Genomic DNA, 18,852 nt, shown 5'->3' with positions numbered 1-18,852 from the left:
CCAAGTCATAGTCATGTCGAAATAACAGAAACAGGCTAATCCCGGTCGTTTTCCCGACTTGGGATTAGCCTGTTTCTGTATGGGCAGCTGATAAGTACATATAATCTTCCTTATTATACGGTTGAAGAATGGATAGGAGCATGAATCTGCATATATTCTGCATCAAACAGCTGATCATGCATCATATCAATCACATTCCAGCGATGCTGATCGACGATAATATAACCGTTGTACAATTTTTTGATATAGACATGCTGTTTGGCCTGCAGGACGCAGCGGGCATTGGCATCACTGCCGACTATACCTGCGATAATACGTTCTTCCGCTTCCAGGCGGGAGCCGCGGCATACCGACTGCTCTTTGATAAAAGCAATACTGCCGGCAGAGTAGAGGTTGCTCTGCAGTACGCCTTCACGGGTGACAATAATATCTCCGTTGGATTTGATCTCGCTGGATTGGCAGCGGGAAAGCTCAATATTGACCTGAATCTCCTGCATACTGGATACGCTGGCGTACAGACGATCCAGATAGCCGCGCATGCTCCGAATACTCTGTTCGTCCACCTTTTCCAGAATACTGGCAGAGCTCATCAGATCGGCTAGCATTAGCTTGAGCTGTTCAGTATCCTTGGTCTGGATATATTGGATACTGGAAAAGACCTGCAGCAGCTCTCTGCCCAATTCGGGAATAGTGCGGAATTTGCGCTCGATCAGCAGCATGACCATCTGGCTGTACCGGATCGGCTGATTACGAGTACGCAGCTCGTCAGCGAGTACCTGAGCAGCCATATCGAGCTGGCGCATTTCATGACTGAGCTGTTTGGAAGCTGCGTACATCCGGTTGAACATCACGCCAAAATACCCCGAATAGACCCGACCGCCGATAACTGTACCCTGAATAGAAATACTGCCTGTTGCTGTAATTGTGGAATTGTATACATTGCCGTGAATATACACATTTCCGAGTGATTCAATAATCATATGGTCGGTGACATTGCCATGCACGATCACGTCTCCGGCAAATACAATATTGCCTGTACGCAGATCGACGTCTCCATTCACCACAAAAGCACTGGAGATATCCACCTGCCGCCGATTACCGCGTCCCGTCATCCGCGGACGTCCCGGACGAAGCGCTACAATTTCGCCTGCTGCATTCATTTCGGTAAATTCTCCAGGAGTCACTTCCAGATCATGCGCCGGTCTTGGGGAGAGTTCATTGCCGAATACATCATAACCAGGTAATCCAGTTACCGGTGCATGCTTGGTAGCAATCACTTCGCCTTCATGTACCGAAGGAATACGGCGATAACTACGATGATCGATCACACCGCCTGCTTCATGAAACACCGATTCAATCTGCTCCGGGAAAAATAATTCCAGCCGTGCATCGGTTCCCGGTATAGATGCTTGTCCACGCGCCACTACAACCGGTTTGCCGGACGGGAGGTCCAGCTCCTGCAAAATAGCTGCTTTATCGATATTTTTGATAATATGACGGCTCTCCAGCGCATCCATGATATGAGTGAACTCCAGCGTCTCGATGATACGCTCGCGGTTGGGTGCCGCCTGTACCGTAAGCTGCGTCGAGGCCGGAGTATCCACCAGATTCCATTCATACCGTACCTTTTCATGCAGAATCAGATACGCTTCCATCTGATCCGGAGAGACTTTGATCTCGAACAACGGTTCATGCTGAAGCTCCCAGGTCACAATATCTTCTTCGTCGATGGGAGCAGTACCGGCAATAATATTTTTGTTCACAATCAGCGAGACCGGAGCAGCCCCTCGGATCGAAGCTGGACGGCCTCCCTGGCGTGGAGGAAAGACATGGATGCGGTTATCTTTGATTTTGACCCATCCATGTTTTCCGCCGTCCGGGATATCGTCATCCCATACCGAAGAAATAGCTGTTTCAACGGGTTTATTCTGCGAGTTTTGCATGGGATGCCCTGACTCCTGGCCGGATAGGGATGTAGACATTATGGATACCTCCATTTCAGTTCAATGACATATCAGCCGATATGATAACGATTGCAATATATAGTGATTCGATAACGTTCTCATATTAGTTAAATAGTTGTAGGTATATTATAATACACATTTTCCCAATTAAAACTTATTTTTGGATAATTAGAACTATTATTTTTAACGAAATCCAGAAAGGATTATTTTGGTGGGATAACCACCTGTTTAGCCAGTATATACCAGATCACCGATACTGACTAACCGCTATTAAAAATTATATTTGAAAAAATACTGAATTACGGTATAATATCATTTGTCGTCGATTTATACATATTATGTGTCCCAGTAGCTCAGCTGGATAGAGCAACGGCCTTCTAAGCCGTCGGTCGGGGGTTCGAATCCCTCCTGGGACGTCCAAAAAGCGCTCTTCATTTATATAATGAAGAGCGCTTTTTTTGCACCTATTTGCAGAGTCCAATTGATCAGATCAAGAGTATCAGCCAGCTACTGGATCAGGTATTGGTCACCATATAGACTACATTGCATACATTACCGCTGCCGCCAATCACTTGAACAGTATATGCAGGAGAACTGGATTGGGCAGAGAATCCATCCGAACCTACATATGGATCGTCAAAATAAAGGTAAATAATATAATTCCATAAAGAGAGTTAATAACTCCATAGATATAATAAATAGGGATAACAAGCACTTATTGCAGCCGCTAAGAGCAAATTGTATACTCAATTCATCTACCAGCGTCCAGTAGATTTAGACGCACAGCCTGTTCATATAACAAAACAGATCCATAGACGGGAGGAAACAATTATGAAAAACTGGATGCGTCATGTGCACCAAATTCCGGCCATTTTGCAAGCCGTACTCAATATCACCCTCGGTCTGGTGGCTTTTACATTATGCTTTTTCCTGTTAAAAGAAACCTGGTATATTTTCAGTTTTATCTTTATCAGTGGAGATACAGGGACGACAGCGTATGAATTCATGGACCAGCTGCTGGTGTTCTTTTTATACTTTGAGTTTATCGCCCTAATCGTCAAATATTTCAAAAGCGGATTCCATTTCCCACTGCGTTACTTCATCTATATTGGGATTACTGCGATTATCCGGCTGATTATTGTAGATTACGATAATGCGATGAATACATTATTGTGGTCTTTGGCGATTCTGGCATTGCTCGGTGCTCTGCTGCTCGCCAATACGCGTCCGATCCGCCGTGACAACTGATACAAGCATGCGTTATAAGGAGTATGATACGATAGAGGTGCAGCCGTTAACCGGCTACATGTAGTGTTTATCGCGTATGCGCATATTAATGAAACAATGGAGGACGGATCCATGACAGAACAAGTGAGAATATCCCAACGCAGCGCGATCATTATCGAACGTCTGCGCTCGGAAGGTATTGCAGAAGATATACTGATTCAGGCACTGAGTGAACAAGCAGATGCCCCGCTGCGTGCTGTTAGCAGTGTGGATATCGATTTTGCCGAATGGATGAATTATGCGAATGAACATGGTGAACAACTGGTACAGGCAGTTCGCGATGGATATCGTATGACGTTTACCACCGTACCGGGCATGAAAAACTGGCTCAAGTATGCACTGTCCATGGAGGCCTCACGTGATTATATCGAAGCGGAAGAAGGACGGATGGATGGTCTGCAGCTGACGCTTGAGCAGGCACAGCAGCTCAAGGATACGATTGCAGTCAACTGGGTACTGCTGGAGCATGAAGATGGGAGTGCTTCCCTGCTGCTGCGTGCGCTGCTAACATCTGCCGAAGCTCCGCAGCTGTAAAATGAACATTTGACGATTGCTAAGCTGATGCAGTTGTGAAGCTGATCGTGATTGTTGATGTTATGGCTGTTATTGATTTTAGGCAGGTTTTGATCTTCAGCAGTTGTTGATCTTATAAGATTCATCAATGAGCATTCATTAACGAGTAGTCATTGTTCTTTTAGCGATCTTTGGTCTTATACCAATTGTTAATCATATAACCAAAGAGTGCTTATTGCTGGGCAGTCAAGTTGGATCGCTTGCCTGCTGCTATCCGGTATTCTCGCGGACTGACCTGGCACATCTGCTTGAATATTTTGCCAAAGTGGGAAAAGTTATTAAATCCAGCCGCTTCCGCAATATCAATAATTTTGAGATCGCTCTCTCTTAACAGCTGCTGGGCCGTCTGGATACGAATCGTATTCATATATTCGGTCAGATGGAAACCAGTAGTACGTTTGAACATCCGGCTCAGATGAGATGGGCTCAGATGAAATTGATTGGCAATCGTCTGTAGGGACAACGCTTGCTGATGGTGCTGCTTGATATATTGGGCAATATCGGACATCTGCTGCTGGATAGCAGTCCGGCTGGCTGGCGATTCAGCAGAAGCTGCAGACTGGCTGCGGGCACAGTGGATGAGCAGCTCCATTACCAGATGATGGACAAGCAGCTGGTATCCTTCGTTCTGAATCGTCAGCTCACGCACCAGCTGCTGAATAATCGGCTGCAGCCACCCCTGATCCCGGTTAGTCGTATGGAACACCGGATAACCGCGATAAAAAGGCTGAAGCAGCCACTGCTTTTCTTCGCCAAAATGCTGTTCTACAAATCGATCATTAAAATAAAGCACAATGCGTTTATGCTCCGGCAGCTCACCGGGCAATGTTCGGTGCAGCTCATTTTTGCCTATAAATACAATATCCCCGGTATGTACTTCGTATAACTGACCCCGATAAAATAGGTTCGTTCACCCGACAGCAAAATATAGATCTCATAATGAGGATGTACATGCTCAGTCGTCATCGCAAAGTAATCACTGCGTACGATATACTCAGCGACCAGTGCATGCGGACTGGCCAGATTACTATGAAGATCGGGATTCATGCTATCTCCTCCCTTTTATGTAAGCGTTATCTATTTTGGAGTATATCATAACAAAATAAGCGGCATTAGTGAAATAAAGCATCATTTGCGGAGAATAGCTCCGCTTTTTTTGCTAATCTGTTCTCAGACAGACTGATTATGTTCTGGGGAGGAACGATGATAATGAAGCCGAAAACATATGCACTTGTAGGCACAGGTGGACGAGCTGAATTTTTTTATGGAGCGATTGCACGCGATTTTCGTGAAACTGCCGAATTGATTGCCTTTTGTGATATCAATCAGACAAGAGCCCGGTATGCGAATACACTGCTGGAACAAAAATATGATTATCACCCGGTCGATTTGTATACCGCCGATCAATTTGAGCAGATGATTGATGAAAAGAAACCGGATATCGTTATCGTAACAAGCGTGGATCGTACCCATCATCGTTATATTATTCGTGCGATGGAGCTAGGCTGTGATGTGATTACCGAGAAACCCATGACAGTAGATGAACATAAATGCCAGGAAATTATAGATGCGGTATCTCGAACCGGCCGCAATGCGCGAGTGACCTTCAATTATCGCTACGCCCCTCACCATACCCGAGCACGCGAACTGATTCGCGATGGAGCGATCGGTGAGGTGACGTCGGTTCATTTTGAATGGCTGCTGAATACCCAGCACGGTGCTGATTATTTCCGCCGCTGGCACCGGGACAAGCGCAATAGCGGCGGACTGCTTGTGCACAAGTCCACCCATCATTTTGATCTGGTCAACTTCTGGATCGGTTCTCAGCCGGATACGGTATTTGCGTTTGGAGATCTACTGTTTTACGGCAGGGAAAATGCAGAGCAGCGCGGCGTGACTTCCTTTTATAACCGGGCAACCGGCAGCCCGGCAGCCCAGGATGATCCTTTTGCGCTTAGGCTTGACGATAATCCCAATCTCAAAGCGATGTATCTGGATGCCGAACATGAAGATGGTTACCAGCGGGACCAAAGTGTATTTGGTGACGGGATCAGTATCGAGGATACGATGAGCGTTATGGTTCGCTACAAGAACAAAGCGATGCTGACCTACTCCCTGAATGCTTATATGCCCTGGGAAGGCTACCGGATCGCCTTTAATGGTACGCACGGTCGGATTGAAATGCAGGTGATTGAAAAGTCCTATGTGAATGCCGGTGGAGACAAAGCCGACGAAGGGGCACTGGAAGGCAAGCAGATCCGTGTCTTCCCAATGTTCGCCGAACCGTATGAGGTGGAAGTGGAAGAGAAAGCCGGCGGGCATGGGGGCGGTGATCCGGAGCTGCTGAATGACCTGTTTGGTCATCCGGCCGAAGATCCTTTTCACCGCGCAGCCAATCATATCGATGGAGCCCGCTCGATCCTGACAGGGATTGCCGCCAATCAGTCGATCCGTACCGGGCTGCCTGTTCAGGTAGATAGCCTTGTTCAGATTCCGTCGTCGAGTCACAGATAGTAGTGGAATAATATATTAATAGTAGAGATGCACAGCGGTAGTAACAAAATATAACGCTGTATATAGAACTGTATACGTATAGAACACTATAGCTACAGCTAGCTTTATTAATGAACAGTTATAGGTTTTCGGGGACGGTACGCCTATCATGAACATGGCGGCCGTCTTTTTTTGCATGCTGGTAAACGACCTTTGCAAAAGGGTAATGATACATAAGACTGAAGCAACAGACAGGAGGCAAGTGTATGACGACTTTGAATTGGGCGATTGTCGGTACAGGAGAAATTGCGCATGATTTTGCAGATGCGATTCGTCAGGTAAATGGCCGTGTCTTTGCTGTTTGTTCACGCCAAATGGATCGCTCCAGACAATTTGCATCTGAATGCGGCGCCGAGCATGCCTATGATAATATAGATGAAATGCTGCGTAATCCTGCAATTGATATTGTATATATAGCTACACCGCACAGTAATCATCGCAGTTATGTCATAAAATGTCTTCATGCGGACAAACATGTTTTTTGTGAAAAGGCGATTACTGTCAACAGCGAAGAACTGCAGGAAATCCAAGCACTGGCCAAAGAAAAAAATCGTATTCTGGCGGAAGCCATGACTATTTATCATATGCCGCTTTATCAAAAGCTGCATACGATCTTGGACAGCGGCCGATTGGGCGCACTTCAGATGATCAATGTCTCGATGGGTGACCCCAAGGAATACGATCCGGAGAACCGCTTCTATAATCCTGAACTGGCAGGAGGAGCACTTCTGGATATGGGCGTATATGCCCTTTCTTTTGTACGCTGCTTTTTGTCCGGTCCGCTGGACCAGATACTGACCAGTGTGCACAAGGCAGCTACCGGTGTAGATGAGCAGTCTGCAACTATTCTGCAAACCCGCCGCAATGAGATGGCGAATGTATCCCTATCATTGAATACATCGATTCCCCGCACCGGCATCATAGGCTGTGAAAAGGGATATATCGAGATTAGAGAATTTTCTCGTGCGGATCAGGCTGTTATTCATTACACAGATGGACAGACCGAGACGATTCAGGCAGGTTCAACAGATCAGGCACTGGCATATGAAGTAGAGTATATGAATCGCTGCGTTCAAGGAGAACAGCCAGAACACACCATGGACCTGACTACAGATGTAATGGAACTGATGACCCGCATCCGTGAAAAGTGGAAGATGCATTATCCTTTTGAAAAGATCACTTCTTCCAAACCGGAAGAAAGCATATAATTCGGAAACGAAAAAAGCCTCTCACCCCTTAAAAGGATGAAAGGCTTTTTCATTGTTGTAACGTCCCAGGAGGGATTCGAACCCCCGACCGACGGCTTAGAAGGCCGTTGCTCTATCCTGCTGAGCTACTGGGACAAATATTCAATATTTCAAGCGCAACAAAAATATAATATCATGAACCAAGTCGGAAGGCAAGCAAATTTTAATGGGTTGCTATTGGCCAAAGCCGAATCCAACTCCAATTCAATGTTCCGCAAAGTGAAAAAACCAGCTTCCAATAGGCATTACCCCTTTGTAGTCATATAAGAATTACGCTTTGGTCTGGTATCCTGGGTTGATATGGTTTATATACAATATAAGAGACAGTCTATGTTTTTAAGCAGCAAGGAAGCTGTGCTATAATCATGAAATCACAGAATAATGTGATGAATGTAGGAGGTGCCGTTATCACTGATTCAACGAATTCACATACAGACAACAATCGGAATGTAGTCCTGTTTCCCAAGACACTTGACTATTATCAGGTTGAATTAACCAATATGCTTGAGACAGAGCGTTATCATGAAGCCATGGGGTTGCTGGAGTTTTTGCTGCAATGCCAGGGACAGGATCAGCGCCAGCTGGAAGAATGGGAGTCGCTGCTCGGATGGCTGCGCACGACGTTCCCGGAGTCTTCGCATGGCCATTTTGAGGATTCGGATTCCGCCGAGGATGAAGAACCTGCTGCGAATAATGAACAGATCATGCGCGAGCGTATCCGGCTCAAGCAGTCCGAAGACCGGTTATATGAAGAAAAGCTACTTAAGACGGCAATGGAGCGTCCGGTATCGGAACGTACGCTGTTGGCGCTTGAACAGCTCTCTTATCTGGACCAGCCGGATATAGAGCAGCGCCTGATCGATTGGCTGCAGGAAGATCACCAGATCCATCCGCTGATTCAGTTCCGGATTCTGCAGACGCTTCGCCGGCGTGGCTATCGTGGGACAGTCTCTTTTATGCATCAGCATGAGCGGGTAGATATTGAAGTCGAGACTGTGCCACTTGATCCGACCGAGTTCCCGCTGACCATTATCCAGATCCTGGAGCGTGTATCCGACAAAGCCGAGATCAGCGCACCCAATCTGTTTTACTTTGCCCAGGAGCTGTGGACGCAGTTCATTATGAGCATCTATGGTACCCAGAACTATATCTGGATCACACGCGGGGATGATGCGGAGATTGATATCTGGGCGGCTGCCCTGCACCATACGGTAGCAGAGACGCTCGAAGGCAGCAGCAACGAAGAAGAGACGCGTATCATGTACGGAGTGACAGACAGTATTCGCTTCCGTTACGAGCAGGCTTGCCGCGCTATCCAGCAGTTTGTATCCAGCCAGATGCCCCGCTAACCGGGGATGCAGGATACCTCAGGATAGAGTGCAGAAACAAACTTGATAAAACATGAATTGTTGTATATACTATAGTGGTTATTCTGCACGTGAAATGTATACAATTTCAATAATCAATTCATGTTAATATTTTTTGGAGGGGAATTCTTGAAATGACAGCAAAATGGGAAAAAACAGAAAAGAACCTTGGCGTTCTTGAAGTAGAAGTATCTGCTGAGCGTGTAAGCGCAGCAATCGATAAAGCTTTTAATAAAGTAGGTAAAACAGTAAGCGTACCAGGTTTCCGTAAAGGTAAAGTACCACGGTCTATCTTCGAAGCGCGTTTTGGCGTAGAGAGCCTGTACAATGATGCAATCGACATCCTGCTGCCGGAAGCATACTCCGAAGCAATCGATGAGACTGATATCTTCCCGGTTGACCGTCCTGAAATCGAAATCGAACAGTTCGAAAAAGGCCAACCTTTTAAATTCAAAGCAAAAGTAACTGTAAAACCAGAAGTAAAACTGGGCGACTACAAAGGACTGGAAGTTCCAGTATCCAAAGTAGAAGTAACAGACGAAGACATCAACAGCGAGCTGGAGCGTCTGCAACAGCGTCACGCTGAACTGTCTGTTGTTGAAGAAGGCGCTGCTGAGAATGGCGACACCGTATCCATCGATTTCGAAGGATCTGTTGACGGTACTCCATTCGAAGGCGGACAAGCTGAGCGTTACTCCCTGGAGCTGGGTTCCAACTCCTTTATCCCGGGCTTTGAAGATCAAGTAGTTGGTATGGCTACTGGCGACTTCAAAGATGTAACAGTTACTTTCCCGGAAGATTACCATGCAACTGAACTGGCTGGCAAAGAGGCTGTGTTCAAAGTAAAACTGCATGAAATCAAACGCAAAAACCTGCCTGAGCTGGATGATGAGTTTGCCAAAGACGTTAGCGAATTCGATACACTGGACGAATTCAAAGCGGACCTGAAAGAGCAAATCGCTTCCCGCAAAGAAAACGAAGTAAAAGCAGCCAAAGAAGCAGCAGTTGTAGAAAAAGCAGCTGAAAACGCTGAAATCGAAATCCCGGATGCTATGGTTAGCTCCGAGACTGACAACATGGTTCGCGACTTCGACAACCGTCTTCGTCAACAAGGCATGAACCTGGACATGTACTCCAGCTTCTCCGGCCAGACAACAGACGACCTGAAAGAGCAAATGAAAGAAGAAGCTTCCAAGCGTGTTCGTAACAATCTTGTTCTGGAGCAAATCGCAAAAGAAGAGAACATCGAAGTTTCCGAAGACGAAGTAACAGCTGAGCTGGAGAAAATGGCTTCCCAATTCCAACGCAGCGCAGAAGAAGTTCGCAGCATCCTGTCCGCGAACGGTTCTCTTGCAAGCCTGTCCGAAGAAATCAAACTGCGCAAAACAATCGAACTGCTGGTAGACAGCAGCAAAGAAGTAGAAGCAGCAGCTGAACAGGCGTAATTTTACAATTTCATAACCGCGTTGCAATTCTGCAACCTTTTCCAATAAGGCACGTATTAATGACGTGCCTTATTTTCCTTATCCAAGCGTTTGGCACTATAAACGCGACTAGGTCCTAGTCCAATAAAAAAGTGATTTTTGCGCAGCAAAATATCTTACCTTAAGCGTTTGGCACCATAAACTTGGGTACTATTATATGATGAATGTTTTCCAAATATTCATCTTTGAAAAAATGACATGACGCAGTGTACATGTTAAAATAGAATCTGTATTCGTATTTTCGTACTAATATATATATCTGTCGTCATATTCCCCGAAAAGAAAGAGGTTGGTTCTATGAGTCTGGTACCTATGGTTGTTGAACAAACCAGTAGAGGCGAAAGATCTTATGATATCTATTCAAGATTGCTCAAGGACCGTATCATATTTTTAAATACGGCGATTGATGACCATGTAGCCAATCTTGTTATTGCACAATTATTATTCCTTGCTGCGGAAGATCCGGAAAAAGATATCCATTTGTATATCAATTCTCCCGGTGGTTCTGTGACAGCGGGGATGGGTATATACGATACAATGCAATTCGTTAAGCCTGATGTGTCCACAATCTGTATGGGTATGGCTGCAAGCATGGGCTCTTTGCTGCTTACAGCAGGTGCACCCGGCAAACGCTATGCACTGCCGAACAGTGAAGTTATGATTCACCAGCCACTTGGTGGAATCAGCGGACAGGCATCGGACATGAAAATTCACGCGGAATGGATCATCAAGACGCGTCAGAAGTTAAATCAGATTTATGTAGAACGCACCGGCCAGTCGCTGGATAAAATTGAGCGTGATACGGACCGTGACTATTTCCTGGATGCTGAGGATGCGAAGGCATACGGATTGATTGATCAGGTTATTACTCGTCCGCTCACAAGCTAAGAAGGGGTGTAGACATGTTTAAATTCAATGATGAAAAAGGACAGCTCAAATGTTCTTTTTGCGGCAAATCACAGGATCAGGTCCGCAAGCTCGTAGCGGGTCCCGGTGTATATATATGTGATGAATGTATTGAACTGTGCACGGAGATTGTTGAGGAAGAGCTCGGTCACGAAGAAGAGCTGGATCTCAAGGATATCCCAAAACCACAGGAAATCCGTTCTATTCTTGACCAGTATGTAATCGGTCAGGATCAAGCGAAAAAATCTCTGTCTGTAGCGGTATATAACCACTACAAACGTGTGAATTCGCAAAGCAAGATTGAAGATGTTGAGCTTCAAAAAAGTAACATTATGCTCGTAGGACCGACAGGTTCCGGTAAAACATTGCTGGCGCAAACCATGGCCCGCATTTTGAACGTGCCGTTTGCGATTGCAGATGCGACTTCCCTGACCGAAGCAGGTTATGTCGGTGAAGACGTTGAGAACATTCTGCTCAAGCTGATCCAGGCTGCCGACTATGATGTGGAAAAAGCGGAACGCGGCATTATCTATATCGATGAAATCGATAAAGTAGCCCGTAAATCCGAGAATCCATCTATCACTCGTGACGTATCTGGTGAAGGTGTACAGCAAGCATTGCTCAAAATCCTGGAAGGTACAGTAGCTTCTGTTCCACCACAAGGCGGACGCAAGCATCCTCATCAGGAATTTATCCAAATCGATACAACCAATATCCTGTTTATCGTTGGTGGTGCATTTGATGGTCTGGAACAATACATCAAACGCCGGATCGGTAAAAAAGTAATTGGCTTCAATTCCGAAAACCAGGGTCAAAAAGAGCTGAAAGCTGGCGAATACCTGCGTATGGTACTGCCTGAAGATCTGCTCAAATTCGGTCTGATTCCGGAATTTGTAGGACGTCTGCCGGTTATCTCTGCTCTGGAACCTCTGGACGAAGAGACACTGGTACGTATCCTGTCCGAACCTAAAAATGCATTGACTAAACAGTATTCCAAAATGCTGGAAATGGATAATGTAGAACTGGTATTCGAACCGGAAGCATTGCAAGCCATTGCCCGTGAAGCGATCAAACGCAATACCGGTGCGCGTGGTCTGCGTGCAATCATCGAAGGCATTATGCTGGACGTGATGTACGAAGTGCCGTCCCGTGACGATGTAACCAAATGTGTAATTACAGAACAGGTTGTGGAGAGCAAGGTTGTACCTGAACTCCAGACCGGTAAAGATAAAAAGCAGGAAGAAAGCGCGTAATCAAAAAGTATGGATGACATTGGTAACTGTCTAATGTTATCCTGCTTGCTGACTTCCATGATGTATAAATCATATCGCGCCGGCCTTTTTCCTTTTTGCAGGATAAAGGCTGGTTTGCGGTTAAGCCCAAATGCAAGGGAGAAGAAACCATGTTTTTGAGAGAAAACACAAGACCTGTCAAAGTTGGCGATCTGACTATTGGAGGCAACAATGAAGTTCTGATCCAGAGTATGTGCACGACCAAAACAGCAGATGTAGAAGCTACTGTTGCTGAGATTCTGCGCCTGGAAGAAGCCGGCTGTCAGCTGGTACGTGTAACGGTTAACAACGAAGAAGCGGCTGCTGCGATTAAAGAGATCAAAAAGCGCATCCATATTCCACTTGTTGCCGATATTCATTTTAATCACAAGCTTGCTCTGCTCGCGATCGAGAACGGCATCGACAAAGTGCGTATTAACCCGGGTAATATCGGTAAGCGTGAAAAAGTCGAAGCGGTTGTTCGTGCCTGCAAAGAAAAAAATATTCCTATCCGTATCGGTGTAAACGCCGGTTCACTGGAAAACCATCTACTTGAGAAATACGGTTATCCAACACCGGAAGCCATGGTAGAGAGTGCATTGTTCCATATCGGTATCCTGGAAGAACTGGATTTCCACGATATTATCGTATCCCTCAAAGCATCCGACGTACCAATGGCGATTGCCGCCTACAGCAAAGCGGCTGAAGTTATTCCTTATCCACTTCACCTGGGTATTACCGAAGCAGGTACACTGCATTCGGGTACAATCAAAAGCTCTGCAGGTATCGGTGCTCTGCTGGCTATGGGTATTGGTTCGACGGTACGTATTTCTTTGAGTGCGGATCCGGTAGAGGAAGTCAAAGTAGCTCGCGAGCTGCTCAAAACATTCGGTCTTATTTCCAATGCGGCAACACTCGTATCCTGCCCGACCTGCGGTCGTCTGGATATCGATCTGTTCTCTATTGCGAACGAAGTAGAAGAATACATCTCCAAGCTCAAAGTACCGATCAAAGTATCCGTACTGGGTTGTGCCGTTAATGGTCCCGGCGAAGCCAAAGAAGCGGATATCGGTATTGCAGGTGCCCGTGGTGAAGGATTGCTGTTCCGTTATGGCAAAATGATCCGCAAAGTACCAGAGGCAGATATGGTTGTAGAACTCAAAAAGGAAATTGATGCTATTGTGGAAGCTTTTGAAGCGACCGGCAAAATTCCTGGACGTGAAGAGCGCCATGCCCCTGTCGTACAGCCTTAAGGTATTCGGCAGTTCGATTGGATCGAGCAGCCTTGACATGTGATATAAGGTCTACAAGACGGTATATTACTGAAAAGGATGTTCAAAAATATCAATTATCTACAATTTTAAATGTTAGACATAAAATGATACAGGCGTCAGGCAGACGTATAGTAAGTCTGTCGGTGCAGATCAAGATACTGATAGAAGAGAGTTGCTTCTGTCAGTATCTTTTTTTCAGTTCAGATTCCCGTTCATTGGTGTTTCGATGTGATATTTGTTAAACTAGGAATGATATAGGCAGTATAATACGCACGAATTACAGGAGGTACGAAAGCGATGGGACCACATAAAAACAAGGCGCGTCGTTTTCCTTTGCTGCCTTTAAGAGGACTGCTCGTGTATCCAAGCATGGTACTCCATCTGGATGTTGGGCGGGATAAATCCGTGAAGGCCTTAGAAAAGGCGATGGTCGATGATAACCTGATTCTTCTCTGCTCCCAGTCGGAGGTTAATATTGAAGAGCCGAGTCCGGATGAGATTTTTAAAATAGGTACAATTGCCAAAGTACGTCAGATGCTCAAGCTACCCAATGGTACGATTAGGGTATTGGTGGAAGGTCTGGAACGCGCCGAAGTGATTGAATATATGGACAATGAAGAGTACTACGAAGTACAAGCCAGAGAACTGCCTGAGGAAGAAAACAATGATCCTGAGGTTCATGCTCTGATGCGTACGGTACTGACCGAATTTGAGCATTATATCAATTTGTCCAAAAAAGTGACCCCGGAGACGATGGCTGCGGTATCCGATATTGAAGAGCCGGGCCGACTGGCGGATGTAATTACCAGCCATCTGGTGATCAAAATCAAGGACAAGCAGCATATTCTGGAAGCTGTAGATATACGTATGCGTCTGGAGCGTCTGCTGGATATTTTGCACAGTGAACGTGAAGTGCTGGAGCTGGAACGCAAAATCAGCCAGCGCGTCAAAAAGCAAATGGAAAAAACGCAGCGTGAATACTATCTGCGCGAGCAGATGAAAGCGATCCAGAAAGAACTGGGCGAAAAGGAAGGCAGAGCCGGAGAAGCCGAGGAGCTGCGTCAGCAGCTGGCTGAACTGACAGTACCGGAGAAAGTCCAAGAAAAAATCGAAAAAGAAATCGATCGTCTGGAGAAAACGCCTGCCAATTCGGCTGAGGGCGGCATTATCCGTAACTATCTGGACTGGTTGCTCAGCCTGCCATGGGATAAACGTACAACCGATGATCTGGATCTGCATCATGCCGAACAGATTTTGAATGAAGATCATTACGGCCTGGACAAGCCCAAAGAACGCGTGCTCGAATACCTCGCTGTGCAAAAGCTGGTCAAAAAGCTCAAAGGACCGATCCTGTGTCTTGTTGGTCCACCAGGGGTAGGTAAAACTTCACTGGCTCGCTCGATCGCCAAGTCGCTGGGACGCGAGTTTGTTCGTATTTCACTGGGTGGCGTACGCGATGAAGCCGAAATCCGTGGTCATCGCCGTACGTATGTCGGTGCTATGCCAGGACGTATTATTCAGGGGATGCGTAATGCCGGTAGTATGAATCCGGTATTCTTGCTGGATGAGATCGACAAAATGGCTTCCGATTTCCGTGGTGATCCATCTGCGGCTCTACTGGAAGTGCTTGATCCCGAGCAAAACAATACGTTTAGTGACCATTTTGTAGAAGTACCGTTCGATCTGTCGAATGTGATGTTCGTGACGACAGCCAACAGTGTACAGAGTATTCCGCGTCCGCTGCTGGACCGGATGGAAATGCTGTATATTCCGGGGTATACCGAGCTGGAGAAATTGCAGATTGGCAGACAATATTTGCTGCCCAAGCAGACCGAAGAGCATGGTCTGACAACAGAACAGCTGGAAGTCGGCGAAGATACCCTGCTCAAAGTTGTACGCGAATATACCCGTGAATCCGGTGTGCGTAATCTGGAACAGCAGATTGCTGCCTTATGCCGTAAGGCTGCACGCGCAATCGTCTCCGATGAACTGGAAAAAGTAATCATTACTCCGGATGATATCAAGGATTATCTCGGAGTACCGAAATTCCGCTATGGCTTGGTAGAAAAAGAAAACCAGATCGGCAGTGTGACCGGACTGGCATGGACCGAAGTTGGCGGCGAGACGCTGACGATTGAAGTCACTGTAGTCCCTGGCAGCGGCAAGCTGATGCTGACCGGTAAACTCGGTGATGTCATGAAAGAATCCGCTCAGGCAGCATTCAGCTATACCCGCTCCAAAGCAGGTGAGCTGGATATTCCGACAGACTTTTATGAAAAGAATGATATTCATATCCATATTCCCGAAGGGGCGATTCCCAAGGATGGTCCTTCAGCAGGGATTACGATTGCTACGGCTCTGATCTCGGCGCTGACGGGACGTTATGTCTCCAAAGAAGTCGCGATGACCGGCGAGATTACCCTGCGCGGCCGAGTATTGCCGATTGGCGGACTCAAAGAAAAGACACTGGCAGCACACCGTGCGGGCTACAAGAAAATTCTGCTGCCGCAGGATAACGAACGCGATCTCAAAGATATCCCGGATAGCATCAAGGAAGAATTAACCTTTGTTCCGGTAGCCACGATGGATCAGGTGCTGGAGCACGCTCTGGTGCATGAAGCTACCCTGCATTAATAGCTGATGCTAATGCTGGTGGAGTACAACCGAATAAGCGGGGCTAACCAGCATCTATCGTCCAGCCTATAACAAATATGTGTCTTACCAGCAAGATGACTCCGATCATCCAATATAGCGGCATCGCTCACCAGATAGCGGCGGGCGATGCCGCTTTTTGTATTGGAATCTGGTCCATCCTGCTGGTCGGCGTGAACAGCATCTATTGATAGCGTGTATAGCATCTATTGAAGTGAGCCGACATAAGCTTGTTTTTATATAATCGATCGGCAGCAACAGATTCAGTAAGAAGGCCTGCAAACGTACAAAAGATGATATACTAGGCTAGAAGCGAATAAGTTCGGTAGGCAAGCTGCAAAATACGAAGGTAACGGGCACATTGGTGATACGGCCGTCAGCGCACGCTAACAGAGCTTCATCACACGTCGTTCATTTTATTTTATATACGAAAGGGATTTCTAACCTATGAAAGTAAACAATGCAGAATTTATTATCAGTGCTGTACGTCCGGATCAATATCCGGAAGATGGTTTGCCGGAGATCGCTCTGGCCGGACGCTCGAATGTAGGCAAGTCCTCGATGACCAACCGTCTGATTAACCGTAAAAATCTGGCACGCACGAGTGCGACTCCCGGCAAAACGCAGCATCTGAACTACTATCTGATCAATGAAATGCTGTATTTCGTCGATTTCCCCGGCTATGGCTACGCTAAAGTATCCAAAAGCCAGCGCGAAGCATGGGGTAAAATGATCGAAAGATATCTGTTGGAGCGCGAGCCGCTGAAGCTGGTCATCCTGGTGATCGATCTGCGTCATGCTCCGTCCAAAGACGATATTATGATGTATGACTGGCTCAAATACTATGACTGCAACATCTGCGTCGTAGCGACCAAAGCCGATAAAATCCCTCGCAGCAAGTGGGACAAACACATCAAAGTCGTCAAAACAGATCTGGGCTTTGTACCGGAAGATGATTTCGTATTGTTTTCATCCGAGACTGGGCTGGGTAAGGATGAATTATGGTCCATCATCGAACGTCATGCCTTTGCCCCCGATGAAGATGAGTTGGAAGAGGAAGAAATGGAATCCTTGTCTGCGAACGAACAGGATAGTGACAACCACCACGAACGTGAAGAAGATGATATTCCTTCCCAGTAAGCCATAAACTCATAGATTAACCCGTAAAACAAGGTATTTAGCGAGGAAAATGGAGCATCAAGGGCGTTCTCCCGTTCTTTACAGCGATTAATCCGTTTTTCTCTGAAATATGATGAAAATTGTTGACTCGGGTGGCAGGCAATACCGTTCATGATTGATGTATAATAATGAATATATTGGAATGCCAATAGAATTGAGGAGATTTTTATGGCTCAGCGGTTAGCCACAGAGTATATCAAAGCCAGTTTACAGTTGTCGAAAGATCAAATGTCCCAGTTTATCCACTATGCCGAAGACCCCCATGTCCATCACCGGGTAAAAGTACTCGATAATGGCTGTCAGGAAATTGTATTCGGTACACGAAATGGTGAGGAAGTTCATTTACCTTTTGACCTCAAAGAAGGAAGCTATGTCTGTGAGTTGTCTTTCCGCTTGGTAAACCCGCATCTGACAAATATGATTCGTAAATTGTTTGTTGCCTTTAAAGGCTCAGGCGTTGTGAACCGCATCTACAAAGGATTCACAATGATATATGATTATGAACAGGGTGTTGTGCAGAGGATCACCGAGCATACGGCAGAAGGCGAGAAATTGATCTACCGGCAGAAGAATGCTTCGCTGGAGCTCAAAACCCGCCTGCAGTCCACATCCATTGAGACAGATATTGAACTGGTCCGCCGTATAGTGGATCAGCTGCTGGATCAACGCAATGCTTCCGCAGGTCCTTACGAGGAGATTGACCAGGAACTGCAGCTTCAGGCGAGACGGCTGTTTAGCCTGGAAGCCTGAATAGGACCCACATATGCTAGTATGCATATCGACCATTCATCGTATCGATGGATGGTCTTTTGTTATATTTATACATAAAAATGTATAAGAAATCAGCAATGGTTGGGCTGCTGTCATATTGGGTAAAATCGCATAAAGCCGGGCTTTTTCATGGACTTACTCATCCCACAAAAATATTCGAAAAAAGCTTGCAATTCGTGTCGATAGATGTTATTTTTAATCTCGTTGAAAATAACATAGGAACCAGGATTCACTCAGGACATGGTAATGTTGCGAGAGATTATTCCCTCGGGAAGTGAATGACGTAGGTCCTAGCGGATGAAATTTCCAAACATTTTATTCCTA

At 46.2% G+C, this 18,852-nt stretch carries 15 protein-coding genes and 2 tRNA genes; 13 read left to right on the top strand and 4 right to left on the bottom strand.

Annotated elements, in window-relative coordinates; translation table 11 throughout:
* Positions 1-113: 113 nt before the first annotated feature.
* Positions 114-1,982, bottom strand: a complete 1,869-nt coding sequence (locus AR543_RS20255) for a flagellar assembly protein A (protein WP_158523997.1) — start codon at positions 1,980-1,982, stop codon at positions 114-116.
* Positions 1,983-2,306: 324 nt separating this feature from the next.
* On the opposite strand from AR543_RS20255, the gene AR543_RS20250 reads away from it, so the two are divergent.
* The 3 genes from AR543_RS20250 to AR543_RS20240 all read left to right on the top strand — a co-directional run bounded on the left by AR543_RS20250 (position 2,307) and on the right by AR543_RS20240 (position 3,785).
* Positions 2,307-2,380 (top strand) — tRNA-Arg (locus AR543_RS20250).
* Between the two features lie 415 nt (positions 2,381-2,795).
* Positions 2,796-3,212: a phosphate-starvation-inducible protein PsiE gene (gene psiE / locus AR543_RS20245; protein WP_060536165.1), complete on the top strand. Its 417-nt coding sequence runs from the start codon at positions 2,796-2,798 to the stop codon at positions 3,210-3,212.
* Between the two features lie 111 nt (positions 3,213-3,323).
* Positions 3,324-3,785, top strand: coding sequence for a hypothetical protein (locus AR543_RS20240; RefSeq protein WP_060536164.1), 462 nt, complete (start codon positions 3,324-3,326; stop codon positions 3,783-3,785).
* A gap of 211 nt (positions 3,786-3,996) precedes the next feature.
* Here AR543_RS20240 and AR543_RS20235 read toward each other — a convergent pair whose 3' ends face one another.
* A complete protein-coding gene (locus tag AR543_RS20235) occupies positions 3,997-4,617 on the bottom strand; it encodes a helix-turn-helix transcriptional regulator (RefSeq protein WP_145953935.1) in 621 nt (206 codons plus the stop codon).
* Positions 4,618-4,673: 56 nt separating this feature from the next.
* Positions 4,674-4,871, bottom strand: a complete 198-nt coding sequence (locus AR543_RS20230) for a hypothetical protein (RefSeq protein ID WP_060536162.1) — start codon at positions 4,869-4,871, stop codon at positions 4,674-4,676.
* 162 nt (positions 4,872-5,033) lie between these two features.
* Between AR543_RS20230 and AR543_RS20225 the strand changes: the two genes are divergently transcribed.
* Together AR543_RS20225 and AR543_RS20220 are read left to right on the top strand one after the other, a co-directional pair.
* Positions 5,034-6,338 carry a Gfo/Idh/MocA family oxidoreductase gene (locus AR543_RS20225; RefSeq protein WP_060536161.1) on the top strand — a complete coding sequence of 435 codons (1,305 nt, stop codon included), beginning with the start codon at positions 5,034-5,036 and terminating at the stop codon, positions 6,336-6,338.
* 245 nt (positions 6,339-6,583) lie between these two features.
* Complete coding sequence (locus AR543_RS20220; RefSeq protein WP_060536160.1) at positions 6,584-7,585, top strand: Gfo/Idh/MocA family protein; 1,002 nt, start codon at positions 6,584-6,586, stop codon at positions 7,583-7,585.
* Positions 7,586-7,646: 61 nt separating this feature from the next.
* Here AR543_RS20220 and AR543_RS20215 read toward each other — a convergent pair.
* Positions 7,647-7,720 (bottom strand) — tRNA-Arg (locus AR543_RS20215).
* Between the two features lie 290 nt (positions 7,721-8,010).
* Here AR543_RS20215 and AR543_RS20210 point away from each other — a divergent pair.
* The 8 genes from AR543_RS20210 to AR543_RS20175 all read left to right on the top strand — a co-directional run bounded on the left by AR543_RS20210 (position 8,011) and on the right by AR543_RS20175 (position 18,507).
* Positions 8,011-8,973: a hypothetical protein gene (locus AR543_RS20210; RefSeq protein WP_060536860.1), complete on the top strand. Its 963-nt coding sequence runs from the start codon at positions 8,011-8,013 to the stop codon at positions 8,971-8,973.
* A gap of 152 nt (positions 8,974-9,125) precedes the next feature.
* Positions 9,126-10,436, top strand: a complete 1,311-nt coding sequence (tig, locus tag AR543_RS20205; protein WP_060536159.1) for a trigger factor — start codon at positions 9,126-9,128, stop codon at positions 10,434-10,436.
* Between the two features lie 336 nt (positions 10,437-10,772).
* On the top strand, positions 10,773-11,363 hold the full coding sequence (clpP, locus tag AR543_RS20200) for an ATP-dependent Clp endopeptidase proteolytic subunit ClpP (RefSeq protein ID WP_060536158.1): 591 nt from the start codon (positions 10,773-10,775) through the stop codon (positions 11,361-11,363).
* A 14-nt stretch (positions 11,364-11,377) separates the two neighbouring features.
* Entirely contained in the window at positions 11,378-12,634 is a 1,257-nt protein-coding gene (gene clpX / locus AR543_RS20195) for an ATP-dependent protease ATP-binding subunit ClpX (protein ID WP_060536157.1), read from the top strand.
* Positions 12,635-12,783: 149 nt separating this feature from the next.
* The gene (gene ispG / locus AR543_RS20190) at positions 12,784-13,905 is read left to right on the top strand and encodes a flavodoxin-dependent (E)-4-hydroxy-3-methylbut-2-enyl-diphosphate synthase (RefSeq protein ID WP_060536156.1); all 1,122 of its coding nucleotides are present in this window, start codon (positions 12,784-12,786) and stop codon (positions 13,903-13,905) included.
* A 318-nt stretch (positions 13,906-14,223) separates the two neighbouring features.
* The gene (gene lon / locus AR543_RS20185; RefSeq protein ID WP_060536155.1) at positions 14,224-16,560 is read left to right on the top strand and encodes an endopeptidase La; all 2,337 of its coding nucleotides are present in this window, start codon (positions 14,224-14,226) and stop codon (positions 16,558-16,560) included.
* Positions 16,561-17,025: 465 nt separating this feature from the next.
* Positions 17,026-17,718, top strand: a complete 693-nt coding sequence (gene yihA / locus AR543_RS20180) for a ribosome biogenesis GTP-binding protein YihA/YsxC (protein ID WP_060536154.1) — start codon at positions 17,026-17,028, stop codon at positions 17,716-17,718.
* Between the two features lie 207 nt (positions 17,719-17,925).
* Complete coding sequence (locus tag AR543_RS20175) at positions 17,926-18,507, top strand: hypothetical protein (RefSeq protein WP_060536153.1); 582 nt, start codon at positions 17,926-17,928, stop codon at positions 18,505-18,507.
* Positions 18,508-18,852: the final 345 nt, after the last annotated feature.

It is taken from the genome of Paenibacillus bovis (assembly GCF_001421015.2).
GTDB classification, from domain to species: Bacteria; Bacillota; Bacilli; order Paenibacillales; family Paenibacillaceae; genus Saccharibacillus; species Saccharibacillus bovis.
This window is presented reverse-complemented; position numbering and strand designations above follow the sequence as displayed.